Source organism: Marinobacterium weihaiense, from assembly GCF_019061305.1.
Taxonomy (GTDB): Bacteria; Pseudomonadota; Gammaproteobacteria; order Pseudomonadales; family Balneatricaceae; genus Marinobacterium; species Marinobacterium weihaiense.
This window is the reverse complement of sequence record NZ_JAHQZT010000003.1, coordinates 29,153-47,966: the sequence shown is the minus strand read 5'-3', so window position 1 is coordinate 47,966 and position 18,814 is coordinate 29,153. Positions and strand designations below refer to the sequence as shown.

General features: G+C 57.9%; 12 protein-coding genes. 9 read left to right on the top strand and 3 right to left on the bottom strand.

Annotation, left to right across the window (positions count from 1 at the left end; genetic code table 11):
* Positions 1 to 11: 11 nt before the first annotated feature.
* The 3 genes from gmd to KTN04_RS03000 all read right to left on the bottom strand — a co-directional run bounded on the left by gmd (position 12) and on the right by KTN04_RS03000 (position 4,640).
* Positions 12 to 983 (bottom strand): GDP-mannose 4,6-dehydratase, encoded by a 972-nt coding sequence (gene gmd / locus KTN04_RS03010; protein WP_217333900.1) that lies wholly within the window; start codon positions 981 to 983, stop codon positions 12 to 14.
* Positions 984 to 1,107: 124 nt separating this feature from the next.
* On the bottom strand, positions 1,108 to 2,478 hold the full coding sequence (locus KTN04_RS17255) for a glycosyltransferase family 4 protein (protein WP_217333735.1): 1,371 nt from the start codon (positions 2,476 to 2,478) through the stop codon (positions 1,108 to 1,110).
* A complete protein-coding gene (locus KTN04_RS03000; RefSeq protein WP_217333734.1) occupies positions 2,475 to 4,640 on the bottom strand; it encodes a DUF4214 domain-containing protein in 2,166 nt (721 codons plus the stop codon). The genes KTN04_RS17255 and KTN04_RS03000 overlap by 4 nt, the downstream gene beginning before the upstream one ends.
* A gap of 163 nt (positions 4,641 to 4,803) precedes the next feature.
* On the opposite strand from KTN04_RS03000, the gene KTN04_RS02995 reads away from it, so the two are divergent.
* From KTN04_RS02995 to KTN04_RS02955, 9 genes are read left to right on the top strand one after another with little or no spacing between them, the layout of a single operon-like run.
* The gene (locus tag KTN04_RS02995) at positions 4,804 to 5,583 is read left to right on the top strand and encodes an ABC transporter permease (RefSeq protein WP_217333733.1); all 780 of its coding nucleotides are present in this window, start codon (positions 4,804 to 4,806) and stop codon (positions 5,581 to 5,583) included.
* The gene (locus KTN04_RS02990; protein ID WP_217333732.1) at positions 5,580 to 6,773 is read left to right on the top strand and encodes an ABC transporter ATP-binding protein; all 1,194 of its coding nucleotides are present in this window, start codon (positions 5,580 to 5,582) and stop codon (positions 6,771 to 6,773) included. The genes KTN04_RS02995 and KTN04_RS02990 overlap by 4 nt, the downstream gene beginning before the upstream one ends.
* A 22-nt stretch (positions 6,774 to 6,795) precedes the next feature.
* Positions 6,796 to 8,154, top strand: coding sequence for a class I SAM-dependent methyltransferase (locus KTN04_RS02985; protein WP_217333731.1), 1,359 nt, complete (start codon positions 6,796 to 6,798; stop codon positions 8,152 to 8,154).
* The gene (locus tag KTN04_RS02980) at positions 8,145 to 9,176 is read left to right on the top strand and encodes a glycosyltransferase family 4 protein (protein ID WP_217333730.1); all 1,032 of its coding nucleotides are present in this window, start codon (positions 8,145 to 8,147) and stop codon (positions 9,174 to 9,176) included. The genes KTN04_RS02985 and KTN04_RS02980 overlap by 10 nt, the downstream gene beginning before the upstream one ends.
* A gap of 10 nt (positions 9,177 to 9,186) precedes the next feature.
* Positions 9,187 to 11,541, top strand: a complete 2,355-nt coding sequence (locus KTN04_RS02975; protein ID WP_217333729.1) for a glycosyltransferase family 4 protein — start codon at positions 9,187 to 9,189, stop codon at positions 11,539 to 11,541.
* A 41-nt stretch (positions 11,542 to 11,582) separates the two neighbouring features.
* Positions 11,583 to 13,220 (top strand): DUF4214 domain-containing protein, encoded by a 1,638-nt coding sequence (locus tag KTN04_RS02970; RefSeq protein ID WP_217333728.1) that lies wholly within the window; start codon positions 11,583 to 11,585, stop codon positions 13,218 to 13,220.
* A gap of 13 nt (positions 13,221 to 13,233) precedes the next feature.
* The gene (locus tag KTN04_RS02965) at positions 13,234 to 15,447 is read left to right on the top strand and encodes a FecR family protein (RefSeq protein WP_217333727.1); all 2,214 of its coding nucleotides are present in this window, start codon (positions 13,234 to 13,236) and stop codon (positions 15,445 to 15,447) included.
* Positions 15,447 to 17,300, top strand: coding sequence for a CHASE2 domain-containing protein (locus KTN04_RS02960; protein ID WP_217333726.1), 1,854 nt, complete (start codon positions 15,447 to 15,449; stop codon positions 17,298 to 17,300). Before KTN04_RS02965 ends, KTN04_RS02960 begins: the two co-directional genes overlap by 1 nt.
* The gene (locus tag KTN04_RS02955) at positions 17,297 to 18,511 is read left to right on the top strand and encodes a tetratricopeptide repeat protein (protein WP_217333725.1); all 1,215 of its coding nucleotides are present in this window, start codon (positions 17,297 to 17,299) and stop codon (positions 18,509 to 18,511) included. The genes KTN04_RS02960 and KTN04_RS02955 overlap by 4 nt, the downstream gene beginning before the upstream one ends.
* Positions 18,512 to 18,814: the final 303 nt, after the last annotated feature.

Here is an 18,814-nt window from a genome sequence, read left to right as displayed (position 1 = left end):
TTCTCAGTGTATTAGCGCTGCAGACGAGCCAAATCAGCCTGTAGCATCTCTTGGATCATCTCTTCGAGCGTCACTTCGGGCGTCCAGCCAAGCTTCTCTTCCGCCTTGGCCGGGTTACCCAACAGCACGTCGACCTCTGCCGGACGGAAAAACGACGGGTCAATGACCAAATGATCATCCATGTTAAGGTCCGCAGCTTCGAATGCAATTCGACACATGTCACGCACAGTGGTTGTCCGTCCGGTTGCAATGACGAAGTCATCTGCCTGATCCTGCTGCAGCATCAGCCACATCGCCTTGACATAATCACGCGCATGCCCCCAGTCGCGCTTGGCGTCAATATTGCCCAAACGCAACTCCTGTTCCAGGCCAAGCTTGATGCGTGCAACACCATCCGTAACTTTGCGGGTGACAAACTCCAAGCCACGCAAAGGCGATTCATGATTGAACAAAATTCCGCTGCATGCGTACATGTCAAAGCTTTCACGGTAATTGACCGTCATCCAGTGCGCATACAATTTGGCAGCCGCATAAGGCGAGCGCGGATAAAATGGCGTCGTCTCACTCTGCTTTGGCTCTTGAATCAGTCCATACATTTCAGACGTGGATGCCTGGTAAAAGCGCGCTTCCGGCTTGATCAAGCGAATGGCTTCCAACATGTTGGCCGCCCCCATCCCCGTCACCTGGCCGGTCAACAGCGGCTGATCCCAGGACGTTTTCACAAAAGACTGCGCGCCCAGGTTATATACTTCGTCCGGCTTTTTGTCCTGCATGATGCGAATCAGGCTGGACAGGTCCTGCAAATCACCATCAATCAACTCAACATCGCCTGCAATCCCCAGCCACTCAAGCCGCGACAGGTTGACATCCGAGGTGCTGCGGCGCGGCAGAAGGCCACACACATGGTACCCCTTGCCCAGCAGCAGCTGCGCTAGATAAGCGCCATCCTGACCTGTAATACCTGTAATCAAAGCCGTTTTAATGGTCATATCATATCCACTTAAATCAAACTCGCGTTACTTGATAACGCGTTTATAAAAGCCGTTTCCCGGGTCGGTTACATACCGCCCCAGGTGAACGTTCATCCTGCACGAGACCCCTGACTGCTCAGTCACGCACAACCTTATCAAACAGCATCTGGCTACTTTGCAGCCACGTCATGCCATAAAAGCCTGGCTCAACCTGCAACGCTTCGGGTATCCCTTCTGCCTCGAAGGTTTCTATCCAGCGCAGCAGGGACTTATGATCATCCAAACTGAAATACCCCACCTGTTCACCGCCGACTTCACGGTGAACGGGCGTATCGCTGGCCAACACTGGAAGCCCACGGTTCAGGCTTTCCAGAATCGGCAACCCGAACCCTTCAACGATAGACGGGAAGACCAACGCTTTGGCATTGTCATAGCTATACCCCACTTCCCGGTCATCCAGATCCGAGAAGTAATACAACCGCCGCCCCAGTTCAGGGTGGCATCGAATACGCTCCAGCAGCGCATCTACTTTCCAGCCGGGCCGACCGACAATGATCAGTCGTACATCTTGTGCCGAATCACGCCAAAGGTTTTCAAACGTATCCAGCAGGAATACATGATTCTTGCGTGGCTCCACCGTCGACACAATCAGATAGCAGCTTCCGCCATCAAAGGCCCGCTGTAGCTCTGGCCGCATATCAACAGTCGCTGTAACTGTACGTTCCGCAATATCCCCACCCAGCAGAAAGTAATCAAATTGCTTGTCCCGGAGGGCCTGCGTACCCAGCTCGCGATTCATAAAAGACTCGAGATCCCGCTGTACCGTCTGTGATATACCGATATAGCGGTCGACATATGCTACAGAGTCATGGAACCAGCCCTTGAACACCTTCGCCAAAAAATCATCACAGAACTGACTATGCGTGATTGGAATAAGATCATAAATGACGGCTGTCACAGACGCGCCCTGTGCCTTTGCAGCTTCAACACTGGGCCATATGTTGGAATACCAGGTTGAATCGAGCAGCAGCAGCACATCACCGCGCTGCACTCGATCAATATCCGAACTGGATGGCTGAGCAGCCGGCCTGCGGACAAGCCTGACAGCGGCACGAGCAGGCTTCAGCAGTAGCCAGTGCACGAACATGCCAAGCCCGAGCTGATTTTTTGGCGCATACAGAAAGTGCCGCACACCCTTGTGGTGTCCACACACGGCGGATACAAACTCGCGCCCTGCCTGGTACACACCACGCAAGTAATTGGACAACCTCACCTTAAAAGGTAAAGACTGGCCTGCCTGCGCCGCAGGGAGCTCAGCCTTGGGGTACAAATCTGATTCCTGCAAAAGGCTGAACTGGCCATTACTGATTTTGACCAGCTGTATATCCCACTCACCCGGGGCAAGCGTTTTGAAATTGGCAACGGTCTTTCGCACCACCCGCTGAATACCCGTATTCAATTCCGGGTGGTCTGCAAGATAACTGCAATCGATGAAAATCGTCTTCACGCCTGAGGCTGCTCCTTAAACGGCAAGATGCCAAACCCTGCTGCTAGATTTCTGAATTCTTGTGAATAAATAAAACCGTCCAGAACGGCTGCACGACTTGTTCCTGCATCAAGCTGCCCAAGCCACTGATTAAATCCTGCACTATCAGGCTCTCGGCCAAAAAAAGACCGATAGAGCGTGTTGAGGTAGTCAATATCGCTGACAGCCTTATTTGTGAACTCTGCGCTGAAAACAAAACCCACTGCCACATCAGCACCCGTTTTGACACCGGTATAAAGGCTATCGACCCAATCATTGAGGCCATGCGGGTCAGCACTCCGGTTTAGAACCGTGTCATAGAAACGTTCGACGAAATTAATGATATTACCCTGTGATTGGCTGAATTGATAACGCGCACCAGACAATTCGGAACTGGACGCATCATCATTGAAAGGATTAACCCAATTAAAGACGATCGCCTGATCATGCCCTGCTGTGTTACCGCCACTGATGATATTCAATTTCCCGTCACCATCAATATCCTTCACGGCCACGGCACCCTTGAAGGATTCAAAGACCAGCTCTCGGCTGCCCGCATCGCTCAATTGCCGCCCCTCTGCATCAACCGCTACAACCTGAGCGCCTTGAGCAATCAGCACTTCCAGCTTACCATCACCGGTCAGATCAGCGGCAACAGGAGCACTGAAGATAGGGTTCCCCTTGGTATTCAAGAAACTGCTGGTCTCAGTTCTGAACAGCTCTTCGCCCGCCGCATCCCAGCCGTGTAGCACACCGTCGAGAGTTGCTGCCACAATTTCCATGCGCCCATCATTATTCAGGTCAGCCACCAAAGGTGTCGCGAATGTACGTCCTTGCGTCTGCAGCAGCATCCGCTCACTTCCATCAGCATCCCAGACGCGAATATAGCTGCCGCGCTCATCATGGAAGAAATTGCCTGTACCATAGAGAATTTCTAGACGCCCATCGCCATCCAGATCAGCCGTAATTGGGCTACTCCAAAGCGCCTGCTCTTCATACTTACCACGCAGCTCGATATAATCCGGATTTCCAACCGGCTGATCAAACCCCGGGAAAACCTGCTCCGCATCAGCATTTAAAACATGAAAAATACCGCCGGTCTTAGTGCCCGCATTTGAATTTTCTGTTATGTCGGCAGAAACCAGGATTTCGAATCGATTATCACCATTCAAATCCGCCACATGAGGTGTTGACCAGATAGTATCGGCCAGGTGCGCCTCTGCTTTCGCAACGCCCGTAGCCCCTTCAAGAATCCAGGTACTTTGATCCCAGCTATTAACAATGACTTCTTTGCTGCCATCTCCATCAATATCGAAGACAACAGGTGCCCCATATACACCGTCGGGTCGCCCATCACCGGTGTTGCTGCTGCCACCGATCGTATCGCGGGACTGATGGAACCACAGAATATTTCCATCTGCCGTCAAGGCATATACCCCTCCCTTGTCACCCGGCTGGCCGACCACATCAGGCCCGGCCTCCCCAAAAGTGTCAGCGCCAACGCCGATGACAATCTCGCTACGCCCGTCACCTGTCAGGTCAGCAAATGCAGGGGCCGAGGATACCGACGTAGTATGATAGATCTTGCCCGTTTGAGGATCTGTATTTCCAATTGCCGGGAAACTGACACTCCACTTGATGGAACCGTCATCTTCCAGTACCACCAGACCCGCTGGACGCACTTCATTAAGTTCACTATCCAGCGCTTTGCTGGTCGCCACAAAGATTTCATCGCGACCATCCTTATCAATGTCATACAAGGTCACTGGAACATCACGAATTGGTCCGAAACCCAATTCGGTCGACCACCCACCAGATGAAAGTTCAACGTCCAGGAAGGCTGTTGCATAGGGCTTAGCCGTGGGGTAGAGCTCTACAAAAAAAGTTTCACTTGAAGAGGAGTGATAGCTGATGAACTCCTCTTTCGGTCCAAAGCTGGAGGCCACAACCTGCATGGCACCGTTATAGAGCACCATATTAACGTCATCACCCGAGTCAGGCGTCATCCGCAGGCTGAAATCCCCAGGGGGCACATCCAACCGATAGAACTCGTGCCCTCTGACACCCAACACCTGATTACCACTTTCCAGCATGCCGCTTGTACTGTATGCATGCGCTACAACGTCTGATTCCGGCTCGAACATTTCGGCTTCACTCTTCCTTGCTAATGACGGACACTCTCAGCCCGGGACATCATTCCCTGGAACCAGGAAAACACCAGCTGGAAACGCCTACTATGGTACCACTGGCACATGTTACAATTGAAACTTTTACTACGCACCAACCCCCTACCGGACGACTACTTGCATGAACCTAGCCCTGTTGCTGAAGTTTACCCGCCAGGACCTTATCGACCGACATGCTTCTTCAACGCTTGGGGCAGCCTGGACATTGATTTTACCGCTGGTAAACATCCTGATTTTCACCCTTATTTTTTCCAACATCATGGGTGCCAAGCTGCAGCTTGCGGGTATGGAACACCTGGAAAAATACAGTTACAGCATTTATTTGATCACAGGCCTTCTGATTTGGAACTGTTTTGCCGGTATTGTCGCACGCACCACGCAGGTGTTTCATGACAAAGCAAACCTGATCACCAAGGTACAGCTGACACTGTTTTCCCTGCCGTTGTACATCGTATTGAGTGAGACTGTTGTGTACGTGATCTCAATGATATTTTTTGCAGCGTTCCTGGCCCTGATCGGGTTTGAATGGAGCTGGTACTGGTTATTCCTGCCTGTTTTGCTCCTGCTGACACAGCTGATGGCATACGCAATCGGCATGACATGCGCCATTCTCAGCGTATTTTTGCGAGACATAAAAGAAGTCGTCGGAATTGCCATGCAGCTTGGCTTCTGGATGACCCCCATCGTCTACACGCTCTCCATTCTGCCTGCTCACTGGCACCTGATGTTCGAACTGAACCCCATGTATCACATCATCAGTGCGCTCAGGGATGCCCTGATCTACAGACACATGCCGGACCTGGTGCCGCTGGCCATCATCGCGCTTGCATCCGCAGCACTGATGCTATTTGCTCTTTACGCGGGCCGCCGCCTGGAAAAAGATATCCGAGACTTCATATGATCACGGTCACCAATCTCAGCAAATCCTTCAAACTGTATGGCCACCCTGCAGACCGCCTGAAAGAAATCATTTTTCGGCGCTGCTATCACCACACCCACCATGCCCTGCAGGATATTTCATTCTCTGTAGAGAGCGGTGAGACGTTGGGCATTCTGGGGCGCAATGGCGCGGGCAAATCAACCCTGCTAAAGATTCTCAACGGCGTTCTGATGCCGGATGCTGGTCATGTCAGCCTTTCAGGCCGCATTACCGGCTTGCTGGAATTGGGCACAGGATTCGATACCGCCCTTAGCGGTCGTCACAACATCTATACCAATGGTCTGCTGCTGGGTATGACAACAGCGGAAATACAGGCCCGTGAACAGCACATCATTGAATTTTCCGAACTGGGGACATTCATTGATGAACCGTTGCGCACCTATTCATCCGGCATGGTAATGCGCCTTGCATTCTCGATTGCCATTCACGCTGACCCTACTTGCTTTCTGATTGACGAAGCGCTCTCGGTCGGCGACGGCCACTTCCAGCAGAAGTGCATGAAGCGTATCCGTGAATTTCGCAGCAACGGCGGCTCAATCATCTTTGTATCTCATGATTTAAACGCCGTAAAAATGATTTGTGACCGTGCCATTGTTCTGGACAACGGCCATGTCGCCTACTCCGGACCACCGGAGGCAGCTGTCAACGCATACAACAAAATCATGGCCAGAATGGAAGAAGACCCGGTCATGCGCAGCGAGAGCACTGTCAAGGCAGACTACGGTACGGGCGAAGTGCGCATCGAATCGGCTCGCATTATGGGTCACGGTTCCGATAGCCACATTATATCCACCGGGGAAACGGCACGACTGGAGGTACTGATCAAAGCCCGAGAGTCTGTAGAAAAACTGTCAGCCGGATTCATGATCCGAGACCGTTTTGGCCAGGATATTTTCGGCACCAATACCCATTTGCTGGGCCAGTCACACAGTATTACAGCAGGTGAGACGCACACCCTAGTCTTCGACTTCCCCATGCACCTCAGTGCCGGCAAATACACCCTGACACTGGCGCTGCATCAGGATGTCGACCATCTTGAGCACTGTTATCATTGGTGCGACAGCTACCTCAGCTTTGAGGTGGCCGGCTCACAGGTGCCACTTTTCTCTGGCGTCACTTACCTGCCTGTAAACCTGAGCCTCAACCCTTGAACGCGGACACCGGGTCAAACTCATGAGTCAACCAAATCACAGCCTTGAGCACCTGCTGGAGGCAATCCGGCGGGAGTCAAGCAGCCAGACGGCAGAACTGCTGCTGGACCCCCTTTCCACCCTGCCGGAAAAACCGTTACCAAGCACGCCCATAACAGCGATCACAACCGGCGGCCTGCCGGTTCTGTTGGCCATTCAGGATGAAGGCTTGTTCATCGAGAGCGCCTATCAGCAACTTTTGGCGCGTCCGGCAGACAGCGAAGGCAAAGCACACCACTTGCAGCTGCTGCAGCAAGGAGTACCACGCTCCCGACTGCTGTTTGATTTGCAGTTTTCAGCAGAGGCTGTGGCAAAAGGCAAGATGCTGCCCGGGCTGGAACGGTTTACTCGCCTGTATACCCACCGCTGGCTCAAACGGTTTCCACGCCTGCAAACACGTCTATGCCGTACATTGGAGCGTCACATGCGCGCCAGCGCGCCAACCTTGGCAGCGAGCGAAGCTAACCGTGCCTTGCAGCAACAGCTTTCGGATACCCGAGCCCTGATACAGTACCTGCACGATAGCGAACAGAGTGCTCGCGACATGATAAGACCGGTAACAGGAAAGCTGCATATGCTGGAGCTGGAAATGGAACGGCTGCGCCTGCGGTCCACCAACGCCGACATCACACAGCCCACCAGCCTGGCTCAAGCTGACGAAAGTGATGCTGAAGCCTTTTACCTGGCATTCGAAAACGCATGTCGAGGCTCGGAAGATGCCATACGCGAGCAGTTCAACACCTGGCTGGACCACCTGCCACCATCCAATAATAACGGCAGCCTGCGCATACTTGATATCGGCTGTGGCCGCGGCGAATGGCTGCAATTGTTGAGCCAGCATGGCTATCAACCATATGGCGTCGACACCAACGCCATCATGATCCAGCACTGTCGTCAAAAGGGTCTGGACGTGAAGGCGACCGATGCCCTGCAGTGGCTGAAACAACAGCCGGATAACAGCTTATGTGCCGTCACGGCATTCCACGTGGTTGAACACATTCCGTTTGAACTGCTGTTGCAGTGGACCCGGGAAGCCTATCGTGCCCTGCAGCCCGGAGGAGTACTGATTTACGAGACGCCGAACCCAGAAAACATTCTGGTTGCCAGCCACACGTTCTATCACGACCCCACGCACCGTAATCCGTTGACACCAACATTGCTGGAATTTCTGGCCGGTTACTGCGGCTTCGATAACGCTGAATTGGTGCGCCTGCACCCATATCCCGAAGAGGCTCGCCTGCCAGGTGATGACCCGTTGACGGCACGGTTTAATGGGCACTTCTGTGGCCCTCAAGATATTGGGCTCGTGGCCACCAAGGCCAGGGAGGTGACATGCGTCTGATTGTTACGGCCAGCCAGACGCCTTTCATGAGCGGCGGCGCCACGTATCACGTCAACGGCGTTGTTGAAGCCTTGCGGCAGGCAGGGCATGAAGTGGAACTGGTTCGCTTTCCGTTCCATTTTGCACCCGAGAGTCGCATCGAGCATTTGATGCATTTCTGTGACGCTCTAGACTTCAATCATTTCAACGGTATCAAAATAGATCGCGTTATCAGCCTGCAATTCCCCGGTTATGGCGTGCTGCATGATGACCACCGTGTATGGGTCATGCACCAGCACCGATCCGTCTACGAACTGTATGATGCCCAGCAGGCATCGCCTGATCTTGCAGCACTGCGAGACAAGGTTATTGCGTATGACAACAAGCACCTAAGCAAGGCCGAGAAACTGTTTGCCAACTCGACCAATGTTGCCGGCCGCCTAAAGCGATTCAACCAACTGGATGCCGAAACGCTTTATCACCCGCCCTATGCTGCTGACCGGTTTTACAGTGCACCCGCCTGGGACTATGTGCTGTTCCCAAGCCGCCTGGAAACACTTAAGCGCCAATCACTGCTGATCGAGGCCGCACAGCATTTGCAAACCCCGGTCAAAATACTGCTGGTTGGCACCGGCGGCCAGCAGGCGAACTGCGAGTCTCAGATTGAACAACTGGGACTTGAGGATCGCGTTGCACTGATGGGGCATGTCAGCGAGGCTGAAAAGCTAACACTCTACGCTCGAGCACTTGGCGTCTTCTTTGGCCCGTATGACGAGGATTATGGATACGTCACACTGGAGGCCATGCTGGCCGGCAAGCCGGTTATCAGCTGTACAGATTCCGGCGGTCCTCTCGAATTTATTCGCGATGGTGAGACCGGCATGGTGTGTGACCCGGACCCTCTCAGTCTGGCGTCAGCAATAGATGATCTATATCGCAACCGAAAAACGGCCGAGCGCATGGGGATCAATGGTCGCCAGGCGTACGAGGCGCTGGGGATCTCCTGGCAGAATGTTATCAGCCGACTGATGGCGGATACCTGAGAGTACACCTATGAAGATTGCCATTGTTGCGCCCAGCCCCGTCCCATTCATGATCGGCGGAGCCGAAAAACTGTGGTGGGGCATTCTGGATTACATCAACCATGAGACGCCACATGATGCAGAACTGATCAAGCTGCCTTCGCCCGAGCGCAGCTTCCCCGACCTTATTGCCAGTTACCGATATTTCAGCGAATTGGACCTAAGCCATTTTGATCGTGTGATCAGCACCAAGTACCCTGCCTGGATGGTGGCGCACCACGATCATGTCTGCTATTTGCAGCACAAGCTGCGCGGGCTGTATGACACCTACCATTTTTGCGGCCATAGCACGGAGTTGCCCGAACTTCCCTCCGCTTTTGCCCCACTTCTGCAGTTGCTCGACAGCCCTCCAGATAGAGCTCTGCTGACGGCGCTTTTCAACCAGACACAGAAGCTGTTGCAGGAATACCCGGAACATTTCGACTTTCCCGGCCCTCTGACCCGCGCCATTATCCATCAGCTGGATGGCATCGCCTTGCAGCCAGGGTCCATTCACCTGTTCGGCGCCATTTCGGACAATGTGCGCAAGCGCAGCGACTACTTCCCGGAGGGCTGCCCGGTGTATGTACGCCACCACCCCTCTGATCTCGAAGGTATTTACACGGGCGAATATCGTTTCATTTTTACCGCCAGCCGACTGGACGAACCCAAACGGCTGGACATGCTGATTCGCGCATTTCGCAATACCGACGTCGATGTATCGCTGCTGATTGCCGGGACCGGCCCTCAGGAGCAGGCCCTCAAGTCACTGGCTGACGATGATCCCAGAATTCGCTTTATTGGCTATGTCAACGACAGTGAACTGGTCAACTATTATGCCAACGCCCTGTTTGTTCCTTTCATCCCCTACGATGAAGACTATGGCTTGATCACGATTGAAGCCATGCAGGCAGGCAAAGCCGTATTGACCACCACCGACTCGGGCGGTGTCCATGAAATGGTACAGCATGGTGTTACGGGGCTCAGCGTCGCGCCAGAGGAGAGCGCCCTTGCAGACGCCATCACCACACTGGTCAACGACTATGAAAACACTCTGCGCATGGGGCAGTGTGCGCAGCAGCACATACAGCATGTCAGCTGGGAAGACACGCTGACCCCCATACTGGCTCCCCCCGCACGGCCCATGCCTGGCGGTCGAAGACTGAACTTGGTTGTCGTTTCAACCTTTCCGGCCTGGCCCCCCACCGGAGGCGGTCAAGCCCGCCTATTCAGCCTGTACCGGCAGGTTGCACGCCACCATGACGTAACACTGCTATGCCTGGGCAGCGAGCAGGGCCAACGCCAGTTGGAGCCGGGGCTGGTTGAAATATGCGTGCCCTACACGGCTCAGCAGCATCGCTATAGCGGGCGCCTTCATCAGATATATAACCTTGATTTCACTGACATCTTGACCGCAGACAGCAACCTGCTCAACACGGACTTTCTGAATCAGCTGGAACGGCTCGCCCACGACGCCGATTTAATGATCTGCTCGCATCCTTTTTTGCACAGCAGCATTCGTGCCGTCTGGTCCGGTCCCATGGCCTACGATGCACAAGACGTCGAATTGGATGTCAAAGCAGCCATTTGTGCGGGCGCGCCTGGCACCGAGCACTGGCTTGATAAGGTAAGGCATATTGAACAACGCTGTCTGCAGGACAGTCGCTGGGTCGTTGCCTGTAGTCATCACGATATCCTTCGGCTGCAAGCACTCTACACACCTATACCTGCTGCTCACGCGGTCGCCCCCAACGGCGTCGATATCCTCGGTACCTCCTTCCATGACTGCAGGCAGCGCAGCCATCATCGTGCCCAGCTTGGACTGGATCCACAGCAAGAGGTGGTACTGTTCATGGGGAGTTGGCACGGCCCCAACATTGAAGCCGCGCACTTACTGGTAGAGTTGGCGCGACAGCGACCTCGGTTGCAGTTCTGGCTGATGGGCAGCCTCTGTAGCCACCCAGAGCTTCAGGCGCTGCCGGACAATGTAAAGCCGCTGGGGTTACTGCCTGCCGCTGCAAAGGATACCGTCATGTCAGCGGCATCCATTGCCCTGAACCCCATGATCTCAGGCTCGGGAACCAATCTGAAGATGCTTGACTACGCTGCAGCCGGGCTCGATATCATTACCACGCCCTTCGGCAACCGCGGGCTGGACTTTGCCCAGGATACAGAGGTCAGTATCGTCGACATTGAGGATTTTGGCGCTGCCCTTGATCAGCTGAGCCAACTAAGTGTCGAACAGCGCATTGCTCGCCAGCAGCGTGCCCGGCAACGCGCAGCCGAAACATTCGACTGGAGTGTCTGTGCCCGACCATTGCTGGAGCTGATCGAAGCAACGGCCTGACATCAACACCTGAAACCAAGCCTAAAAGGTGGCAATGAACAATGAACGTCACACCCACGGCATACACGGCACAATGGTTTTCCGGTCTGCTCAGCGCCTACCGCTGGACGGGTGATACGCTGACCTACAGCTTCCCGTCAGGTACCGCCCAACATGCCGGCAATTATAGTAACGACGATGAGTGGTCAAGCTGGTATGCCCTCAATCAGACGCACCGGAATGCCTTTCGGCAGCTGGCCGAGCAGGTCAGTCAGCTGACCCGACTCAACCTGATTGAAGTCGTTGACGATGAGGCCTATGGCGATCTGCGCATCGCCTTCACCGATCTCATGTCGCCCGAAACATCCGGCTATGCCTATTACCCTCGCCCCTATTACGTGGACGGCACGGAGGCCAGCGCCGCATCCGGTGATATCTGGCTCAATCAGAGCACCGGGGCCGGTTCTGCGGCCCCCGGCTCCTGGCTCAATCACACCATGATCCACGAGCTGGGCCACGCGCTGGGGCTGGCGCATTCGTTTGAAGCCGATGACGGTTTTCCCGCCGTGCCGGGCGCCCAGGACAACTATCAATACACGGTGATGTCCTACTCTGACCACCCCGACCAGCCCGGTACCCTACCGGTCGGGTTTCAGCTGATGGACATCGCCGCACTACAATACCTGTACGGTGCCAACAGAGCCTTCAACGCTGGCGATACGCACTACCGTTTTGACACCGACATACCGGTGCAAACACTCTGGGACGGCGGCGGTAATGACACTTTGGATTTCAGTGCCCTGACCCGCTCGGTTATCGCCGATCTGAGTGCTGGCGGCTTCATCAGTGCCGGCAGCGTTACTGATGCCTGGGGCGACAAGCAGACGGGACACAACAATCTGGCACTGGCCTTCGGCACCGAGTTCGAGCACCTGATCGCCACGTCCGGTAACGACCGGGTTACGGGTGCCCGGCACGACAACCATGCCGAACTGGGTGAAGGCCACGACCTCTACCATTGGCAAGGCGGACATGACCGCGTTGACGGCGGGGCCGGGCAAGACCTGCTCCTGCTTGACCTGCCGGTCGAACGCTGGGCGCTGGATACCCGTCACGGTCTGACGCTTGACCGACTCTCCCTGAAGCTGGATGGCAGCTGGAACAACGCCGTCACCTTCTCCGGCATGGAACAGATCCGCTTCGGCGCCCTGGATTACACACCGCACGATCTGCTGTTCAATATTGCCGGTGATGCCCACCTGGCGTCACCCGAATCCCCCTGGAACAGCGACGTGCTCGCCAACGGGCAGATCATCGCCGCCGAGGATGCACAGCTGTATCGCGCCTACCTCGGCATCATGGGTCGCACCCCTGACGAGGCCGGCTTTGACTGGTGGGCGGCGCAGCTGCAACAGGGGGCCGCGCTAGAGGACATGACAGCCGGGTTCCTGACATCACCCGAATTTCGAAACCGCGCGGATACCAACCGGGACAGCCAGATCAGCCCTGAAGAACTGCTGGATGAGCTCTATGCCAACACACTTGGCCGCAACCCTGATCTGGGTGGCTATAACTGGTGGCGGGATGCGTTATACTCGGGTGTCCGGACGCCCGACCGGGTGATGCTGGAATTCACCCAGTCCGACGAATACATTGATGCCAGCCTGCAACTTGTCGGCCTGCAGCTCTGGCTTACCTGATCCGAGGTTACTCATGCGCACATGCTTGTCTCACCTGTCCCTGTTGCTGATGACCCTGGCCATCAACCTGGGCATGACCGGTGTGGTCAACGCCGCCACAGCCGCCGGTACCGTGATTCTGGCGGCCGGTGAAAGCTGGCGCCTCGCCGACAGCGGTCGCGAGCCCCTGCGCCGGCAGGCGCAGATCTTTGCCGGCGATCACCTCATCACCGCCGACGGCAGCATGACACTGCGCATGCAGGATGACGCCATCGTCAACCTGCAACCGCACTCGGAAATGATCATTCACGCCTACCGCCCCGCCACGGACGGCCAGGCCGCCGCCATCCGTTTTGAGCTCAAGCAGGGTACCCTGCGCACCCGCACCGGACAGATCGGTGAGAGTGCACACCACCGCTATCGTCTGGATACACCCTTCGCCGCGCTGGGCATCCGGGGCACCGACTACACCGTGAACCTGCGCCAGGATGAGCTGGGCGTCTATGTACATACCGGCGCCATTCGCCTGGCGCCCTTCTCGGACAGCCTGGGCTGTCTGCCGGGTAGCTTGGGCGCCTGCAGCACACCCGAGGCCGCCGATCTCAACGGCAGCGACAACGCCTGGCTGCGGCTGCAGCGCGGGGATGGCATCGAGCGCATCAGCGGCACCCCCGACTTCATCACCGACATGAACACCCCGGCCGTTTTCAGCGCCGGGCTCTATGATGCCCATGGCAAGGCACTGACCCCCACGGCCACCCATGAGCAGGTACTGGAATTTGTCGAGCAGGACGAAGTACTGCCGGACAACGAAAAAGCCACGCTACCTGAAACCGAGCAACCGGACATGGACCTGGACGGGCTGCGTGACGCCCTGCTGCTGGACGCCTCCGGTGATACCGACGGCGATGGCCTGTCGGACGAGTACGAGCTGGCCAACGACCTCAACCCCTGGCTGGCCGACATGGATGGCGACGGCCTCGATGATGCGGTCGATCCCACGCCCAACCAGGCCAATACCCACTTGTACAAGGTCGACAACCGCGCCGAGGCCTTTACCGAAGCCCAGATCCGTCATTATTTGCGCCATACCACCCTGAAAGTGGACGCCTATGACCCGATCGCCAGCCACACGCTGTACAACCTACAGCTCAAGCTGCGCCAGAGTCTGGCCCTCAACGGCTGGTTCGACCTGGACAAGCAACGCCTCTGGGGCGAGACCGGCTCCATCGACACTCTGCTGGCGGCACGCTACTGGCCCGAAGGTCTGGTCTGGAATGCCCTGCCCGAGAGCCTGGGCCAACTCGGGGGCAGCCAAGCGGGCATCGATTGGCTGACAGCCCTGCGTCAGGATCAGGTTGCGCTCTGGCAGCTTGACGGCGGCCGTCACAGCCTCTGGTTTACCCCCGGTGAAGGACCGACCGGCACCGGTACCCAAGTATTCAGTACCCGCTGGAGCCAGCCACTGGGCAACCCGGCCGGCCACGGCGCACCCGCCCGTATCCGCAGCTTCAAGGCCGATGCCGAAGGCCGTTTTCAGCTGGAAATCGGCACCCAGCGCTACAACTACAACCTGCGTGGTGCCGTGGGCGAAGCCGGCATGCTGTTTGCCGAAAACGACCACCTCAGCCTCAAGGGGCACTGGCAGGGCAATACGCTGGTCATCCTGATCACCGAGAAAGACTCGCACCAACAGTGGATGTTCGGCCTGCAACAGACCGGCCTCGATGACAACCCCCTGCTGGCCCAGTGGCAAAGCCGGGAAACCAACGGCGTGAGCTGGGGCCACTGGGCCGATTTCGCCCGCCTGGATGAAGACAAGGTGGCGCAGTTGTCGCGTTACGGCAAAACCTTTGCCTACAACCGTCATTACGCGCTTGAACTGCTGCCCGCTGACAACCTGCCTGCCAGTGGCCGCGTCGATTTCACCCTGAGCGATGCATCGGCCGTCTATGCCGGCAAGGACGGCCTGCGCCCGGCCGAGGTTATCAACCCGATGCTGCAGGTCGATTTTGATCAGAAACGCTTTGTCTCCCGCTTTGATGTCACCGCACCGGGGCTGGATGACAACATCGCCATCCAGGGCGCCGGCAGCATCGATGACAACGGCCTGATGAGCAGCGAGGACGAGCTTTCCAACGCCCAGATGCAGGGCGGCCTGGGAGCGGGCGGCGACAGTGCCGCCCTGATTTTCGAACGCGACCTGGGTGAAGACGGCCACGTCAGCGGCATTACCCACTGGCAGTGATGCGCCGCACCCTAAGTGCCAAGATACTGGCCCTGCTGTGCCTGCACGGCCTGATGCTGCTGGTTCACCTTGTCTGGCCCGAGCGGGTGCGCCAGCTGGAAGCCCCGCTGGACGACATGCGCATTCGCCTGCTGCAGCCCGCGGTCAGTGGCCCCGACCCGCGCCTGGCCCTGATCGATATCGACGATGACAGCCTGGCACAGGAAGGGCGCTGGCCCTGGTCACGCACGCGCATTGCGGCACTGATTCAAGCGCTGCAGGCCCAGTCACCCGCCTTGATCGGCGTGGACATACTCTTCCCTGACCAGGCGGATCAGTCCGATACTCTGGCCCAGGCCCTGCAGGCCGACAACATCACCACCAGCCTGGTCTGGACCACGGCCAACATGCCGACACAGGGGACGCTCCCGGAACAGGCCGAGTGCCGGGGCGATTGCCGTGCCCTGCCGCGCATGCGCAGCTGGATCACCAATATCCCGCTGCTGCAGGGTCGAGAGCAGGCGCACATCAGTCCCATTACCGACCCCGACGGCACCGTCCGTCGCCTGTTTCCGCTGGTGTGTCACCCGCAGACCTGTGTCGAGACCCTGGCCCTGAGTCTGATGCGCCAGCTGCTGGGCAGTCCGACGGCCTATCGCTTCGATGCATCCACCCATACCCTGAGCAGTACCGATACCCTGATCCGGTTGCCGCTGGCCGCCGATGCCAGCCTGCGCATCCCCTGGTACAGCCCGGATGGCCACGCCATTCCCTGGGTCAGCGCCCGAGATGTTCTCAATCGACAACTGCCCGACGATTTTCTGCAGGGGCGCGTCTTGATCCTGGGCTCCAGTGCGGTCGGCCTGCATGACCGTATCAGCACCCCCATCGCGCCCGACTACCCGGCCGTCGAAGCCCATGCCCTACTGTTGCAGGGGTTGCTGAACCAGCAACTGTGGTACACCCCCGCCCATGCCAACACCCTGGCCTGGGGCGCCGGCCTGATCATTGCCCTGGCGCTGGCCATTGCGCTGATCCGCCAGCGCCCGCGGCTGGGCCTGGCCGCCGCACTCACCGGCGTGACCGGCTGGGGCCTGTTCGCGCTGACACAACAACCCGGCGGCGCATTCTGGCCCCTGTTGCCGGTCCTGGCCACCACACTGGGCACCCTGGCACTGCTGGTGCCCTGGACAGCCCTTGACGCTATCCGTGCCCGTGACATACTGCAGCGCCAGTTCAGCCACTACGTGGCACCGCCGGTCCTGCAGCGCATCCGTCGCCACCCGGAGCACGTCATCGGCATGGAGCCGGAACGTCGCATCATGACGGTACTCTTTGCCGACATGCGCAACTTTTCCGCCTATGCCGCTGATATCGATCCCGAGTACCTGGCGCGCGTACTGCAGATCATCATGGACCGGCTCACAGACGTTATTCACCAGCACGGAGGAACGGTGGACAAGTATATCGGAGACGCCGTCATGGCCTTTTGGGGTGCCCCCCTGGCCGATGCCGAACACGCCCGGCATGCCACCGAGGCCGCCCGCGCACTCTGTGCCGAAATGGACCGCGTGGCGGCCGAATATCAACTGCCGCTGCGGCTCAGCGTCGGCGTCAACTCCGGTGAAGTGGTGGTGGGCGAATTCGGTTCCAGCCATCGGCGCAGTTACACTCTGATCGGCGCACCGGTCAACCTGGCCGCGCACCTGGAAGCCGCCACCCGCCAGACCCCGTTCGCCATCCTCCTGGGGCCAGGCACGCGGGCGCTGCTGCCACGCGATACCGACGGCAGCCCGGTCGACCTGCACCTGTCCAGCCAGCCCCTGCCGACCCGCGCCTGGGGCCTGGCACCGGTCGAGACCCGCACCACATGAAACCCGCCCTTGCCCTGCTGCTGGGCCTGCTATTCAGCCAGTCGGCCTGGGCCCTGGACTGCGACCCCCGCCGGCTCGACACCTGGCAGCAGCAGATCAATCACTTCAGTGCCCAACAGCAATGGTCACAGGCTTATGCGGCCGCGCTGCGGCTGAGCCGCTGCCAGCCGCAGCGCGGCGACCTGCAGATTGAACTGCTGCGGCTGGCCCTGCGCAACGGCGATACCGCCGCGGCCCTGCGTCATCGCCAATGGCTGGTGGCGCACCGAGTGCCCCCCGCCCTGCTGCAACTGGTGGATACCTGGTTTGCCAACGGCCTGGCCAATGCGCAGGCCGATGCCCAAGCCGCTGCACCCACCCCCCGGCGCCGCACCGGCATGATCACTTCGCGCCTGGGCCTGCGCCTGACGCGCGGCTACGACAGCAACGCCAACGACGGCAGCCGGCACGACAGCATAGCCATCAACCTCAATGGCTTGCCCCTGACCTGGGATCTGGGGGCCAACAGCCAGCAGCGCGCCAGCACCTTCAGCGCCTTCAGTCTGAACTGGCAACACCAGGCCCGCCGCACCTGGAACCTGGGCGGCAGCGCGCGCCACTACGACACGCTGGGCAATTCCGAGTTTCGTCTCTATGCGCTGCTCAATCAGCCCATTCCCTGCCCGGCCGGACTCAACTGTACCCTGGACGCCTCACTCAACGGCCTGCGTCAGGCACAGCAGGAGCGGCTGCAGACCCAGCTCGGCATCAGCCTGCTGGGGCGTGATCAACGTACCTCGCTCTATGCCCGCCACACCCGCGACAGCGCGGCGCCCGACAGCCAGAGCCTGGGGCTCCAGTGGTTGGGCCGCGTGCATCCACGCGCCCTGCTGATGGCCGGCGCGGAATATGACCGCCCGGAACAGCCCCGTGCCGGCGGTGCCAAGGCCAGCCTGCACCTGGGAACACGCCTGACCCCGCTGCCCGGCCAGCCGCTGGAGCTGAACCTGATCCACCTGCGCGAATACGAACGCGAGGCCTACTCCACCGGATTCTGGGGCGAAGACCGTCGCGACCGTCGCCTCAGCCGCATCGGTGCCCGCTATCAGTGGCCGCTCACCCGACACCTCAGCCTGCACACCCGGCTGCAGTGGCGTCACACCGACAGCCCCCTTGCGCTGTATCAACAGCACGGCTGGCTGGCCGAGCTGACCCTGGGCGGTTCCTTCTAGGCCTTGTACCCGGGCCAGTGTTTTATAGTAAGATTGCCCATCCGGTGCAGAGGATCAGCACGTTCAGCCTCTGGTGTCATTCAATTTGGCAAGGTGTGACAGCGGTCACATTCAATGGCCAGCCGGTCTGCTTCAATGCAACGCTGTTGCACCGGGGCAGACAACCGCTGTTACCCGACTGTAACTTTTTGCAGGCATAGTGCCGGCAAAACGGCAGTGTGTATTGGCCACGCACTGTTGCACCAAACAAAGCAGAGACGCTTTGTCATATATATGACCAAGTGGTTAACATCACTAACGGAG

Excerpts from the sequence above, each read along its gene's own strand:
- KTN04_RS02970 (WP_217333728.1), top strand. The coding sequence starts at position 11,583 with ATGAACGTCACACCCACGGCATACACGGCACAATGGTTTTCCGGTCTG.
- KTN04_RS02960 (WP_217333726.1), top strand. The coding sequence starts at position 15,447 with ATGCGCCGCACCCTAAGTGCCAAGATACTGGCCCTGCTGTGCCTGCAC.
- KTN04_RS02980 (WP_217333730.1), top strand. The coding sequence starts at position 8,145 with ATGCGTCTGATTGTTACGGCCAGCCAGACGCCTTTCATGAGCGGCGGC.
- KTN04_RS02975 (WP_217333729.1), top strand. The coding sequence starts at position 9,187 with ATGAAGATTGCCATTGTTGCGCCCAGCCCCGTCCCATTCATGATCGGC.
- KTN04_RS02955 (WP_217333725.1), top strand. The coding sequence starts at position 17,297 with ATGAAACCCGCCCTTGCCCTGCTGCTGGGCCTGCTATTCAGCCAGTCG.
- KTN04_RS02990 (WP_217333732.1), top strand. The coding sequence starts at position 5,580 with ATGATCACGGTCACCAATCTCAGCAAATCCTTCAAACTGTATGGCCAC.
- KTN04_RS02985 (WP_217333731.1), top strand. The coding sequence starts at position 6,796 with ATGAGTCAACCAAATCACAGCCTTGAGCACCTGCTGGAGGCAATCCGG.
- KTN04_RS03000 (WP_217333734.1), bottom strand. The coding sequence starts at position 4,640 with ATGTTCGAGCCGGAATCAGACGTTGTAGCGCATGCATACAGTACAAGC.
- KTN04_RS02965 (WP_217333727.1), top strand. The coding sequence starts at position 13,234 with ATGCGCACATGCTTGTCTCACCTGTCCCTGTTGCTGATGACCCTGGCC.
- KTN04_RS02995 (WP_217333733.1), top strand. The coding sequence starts at position 4,804 with ATGAACCTAGCCCTGTTGCTGAAGTTTACCCGCCAGGACCTTATCGAC.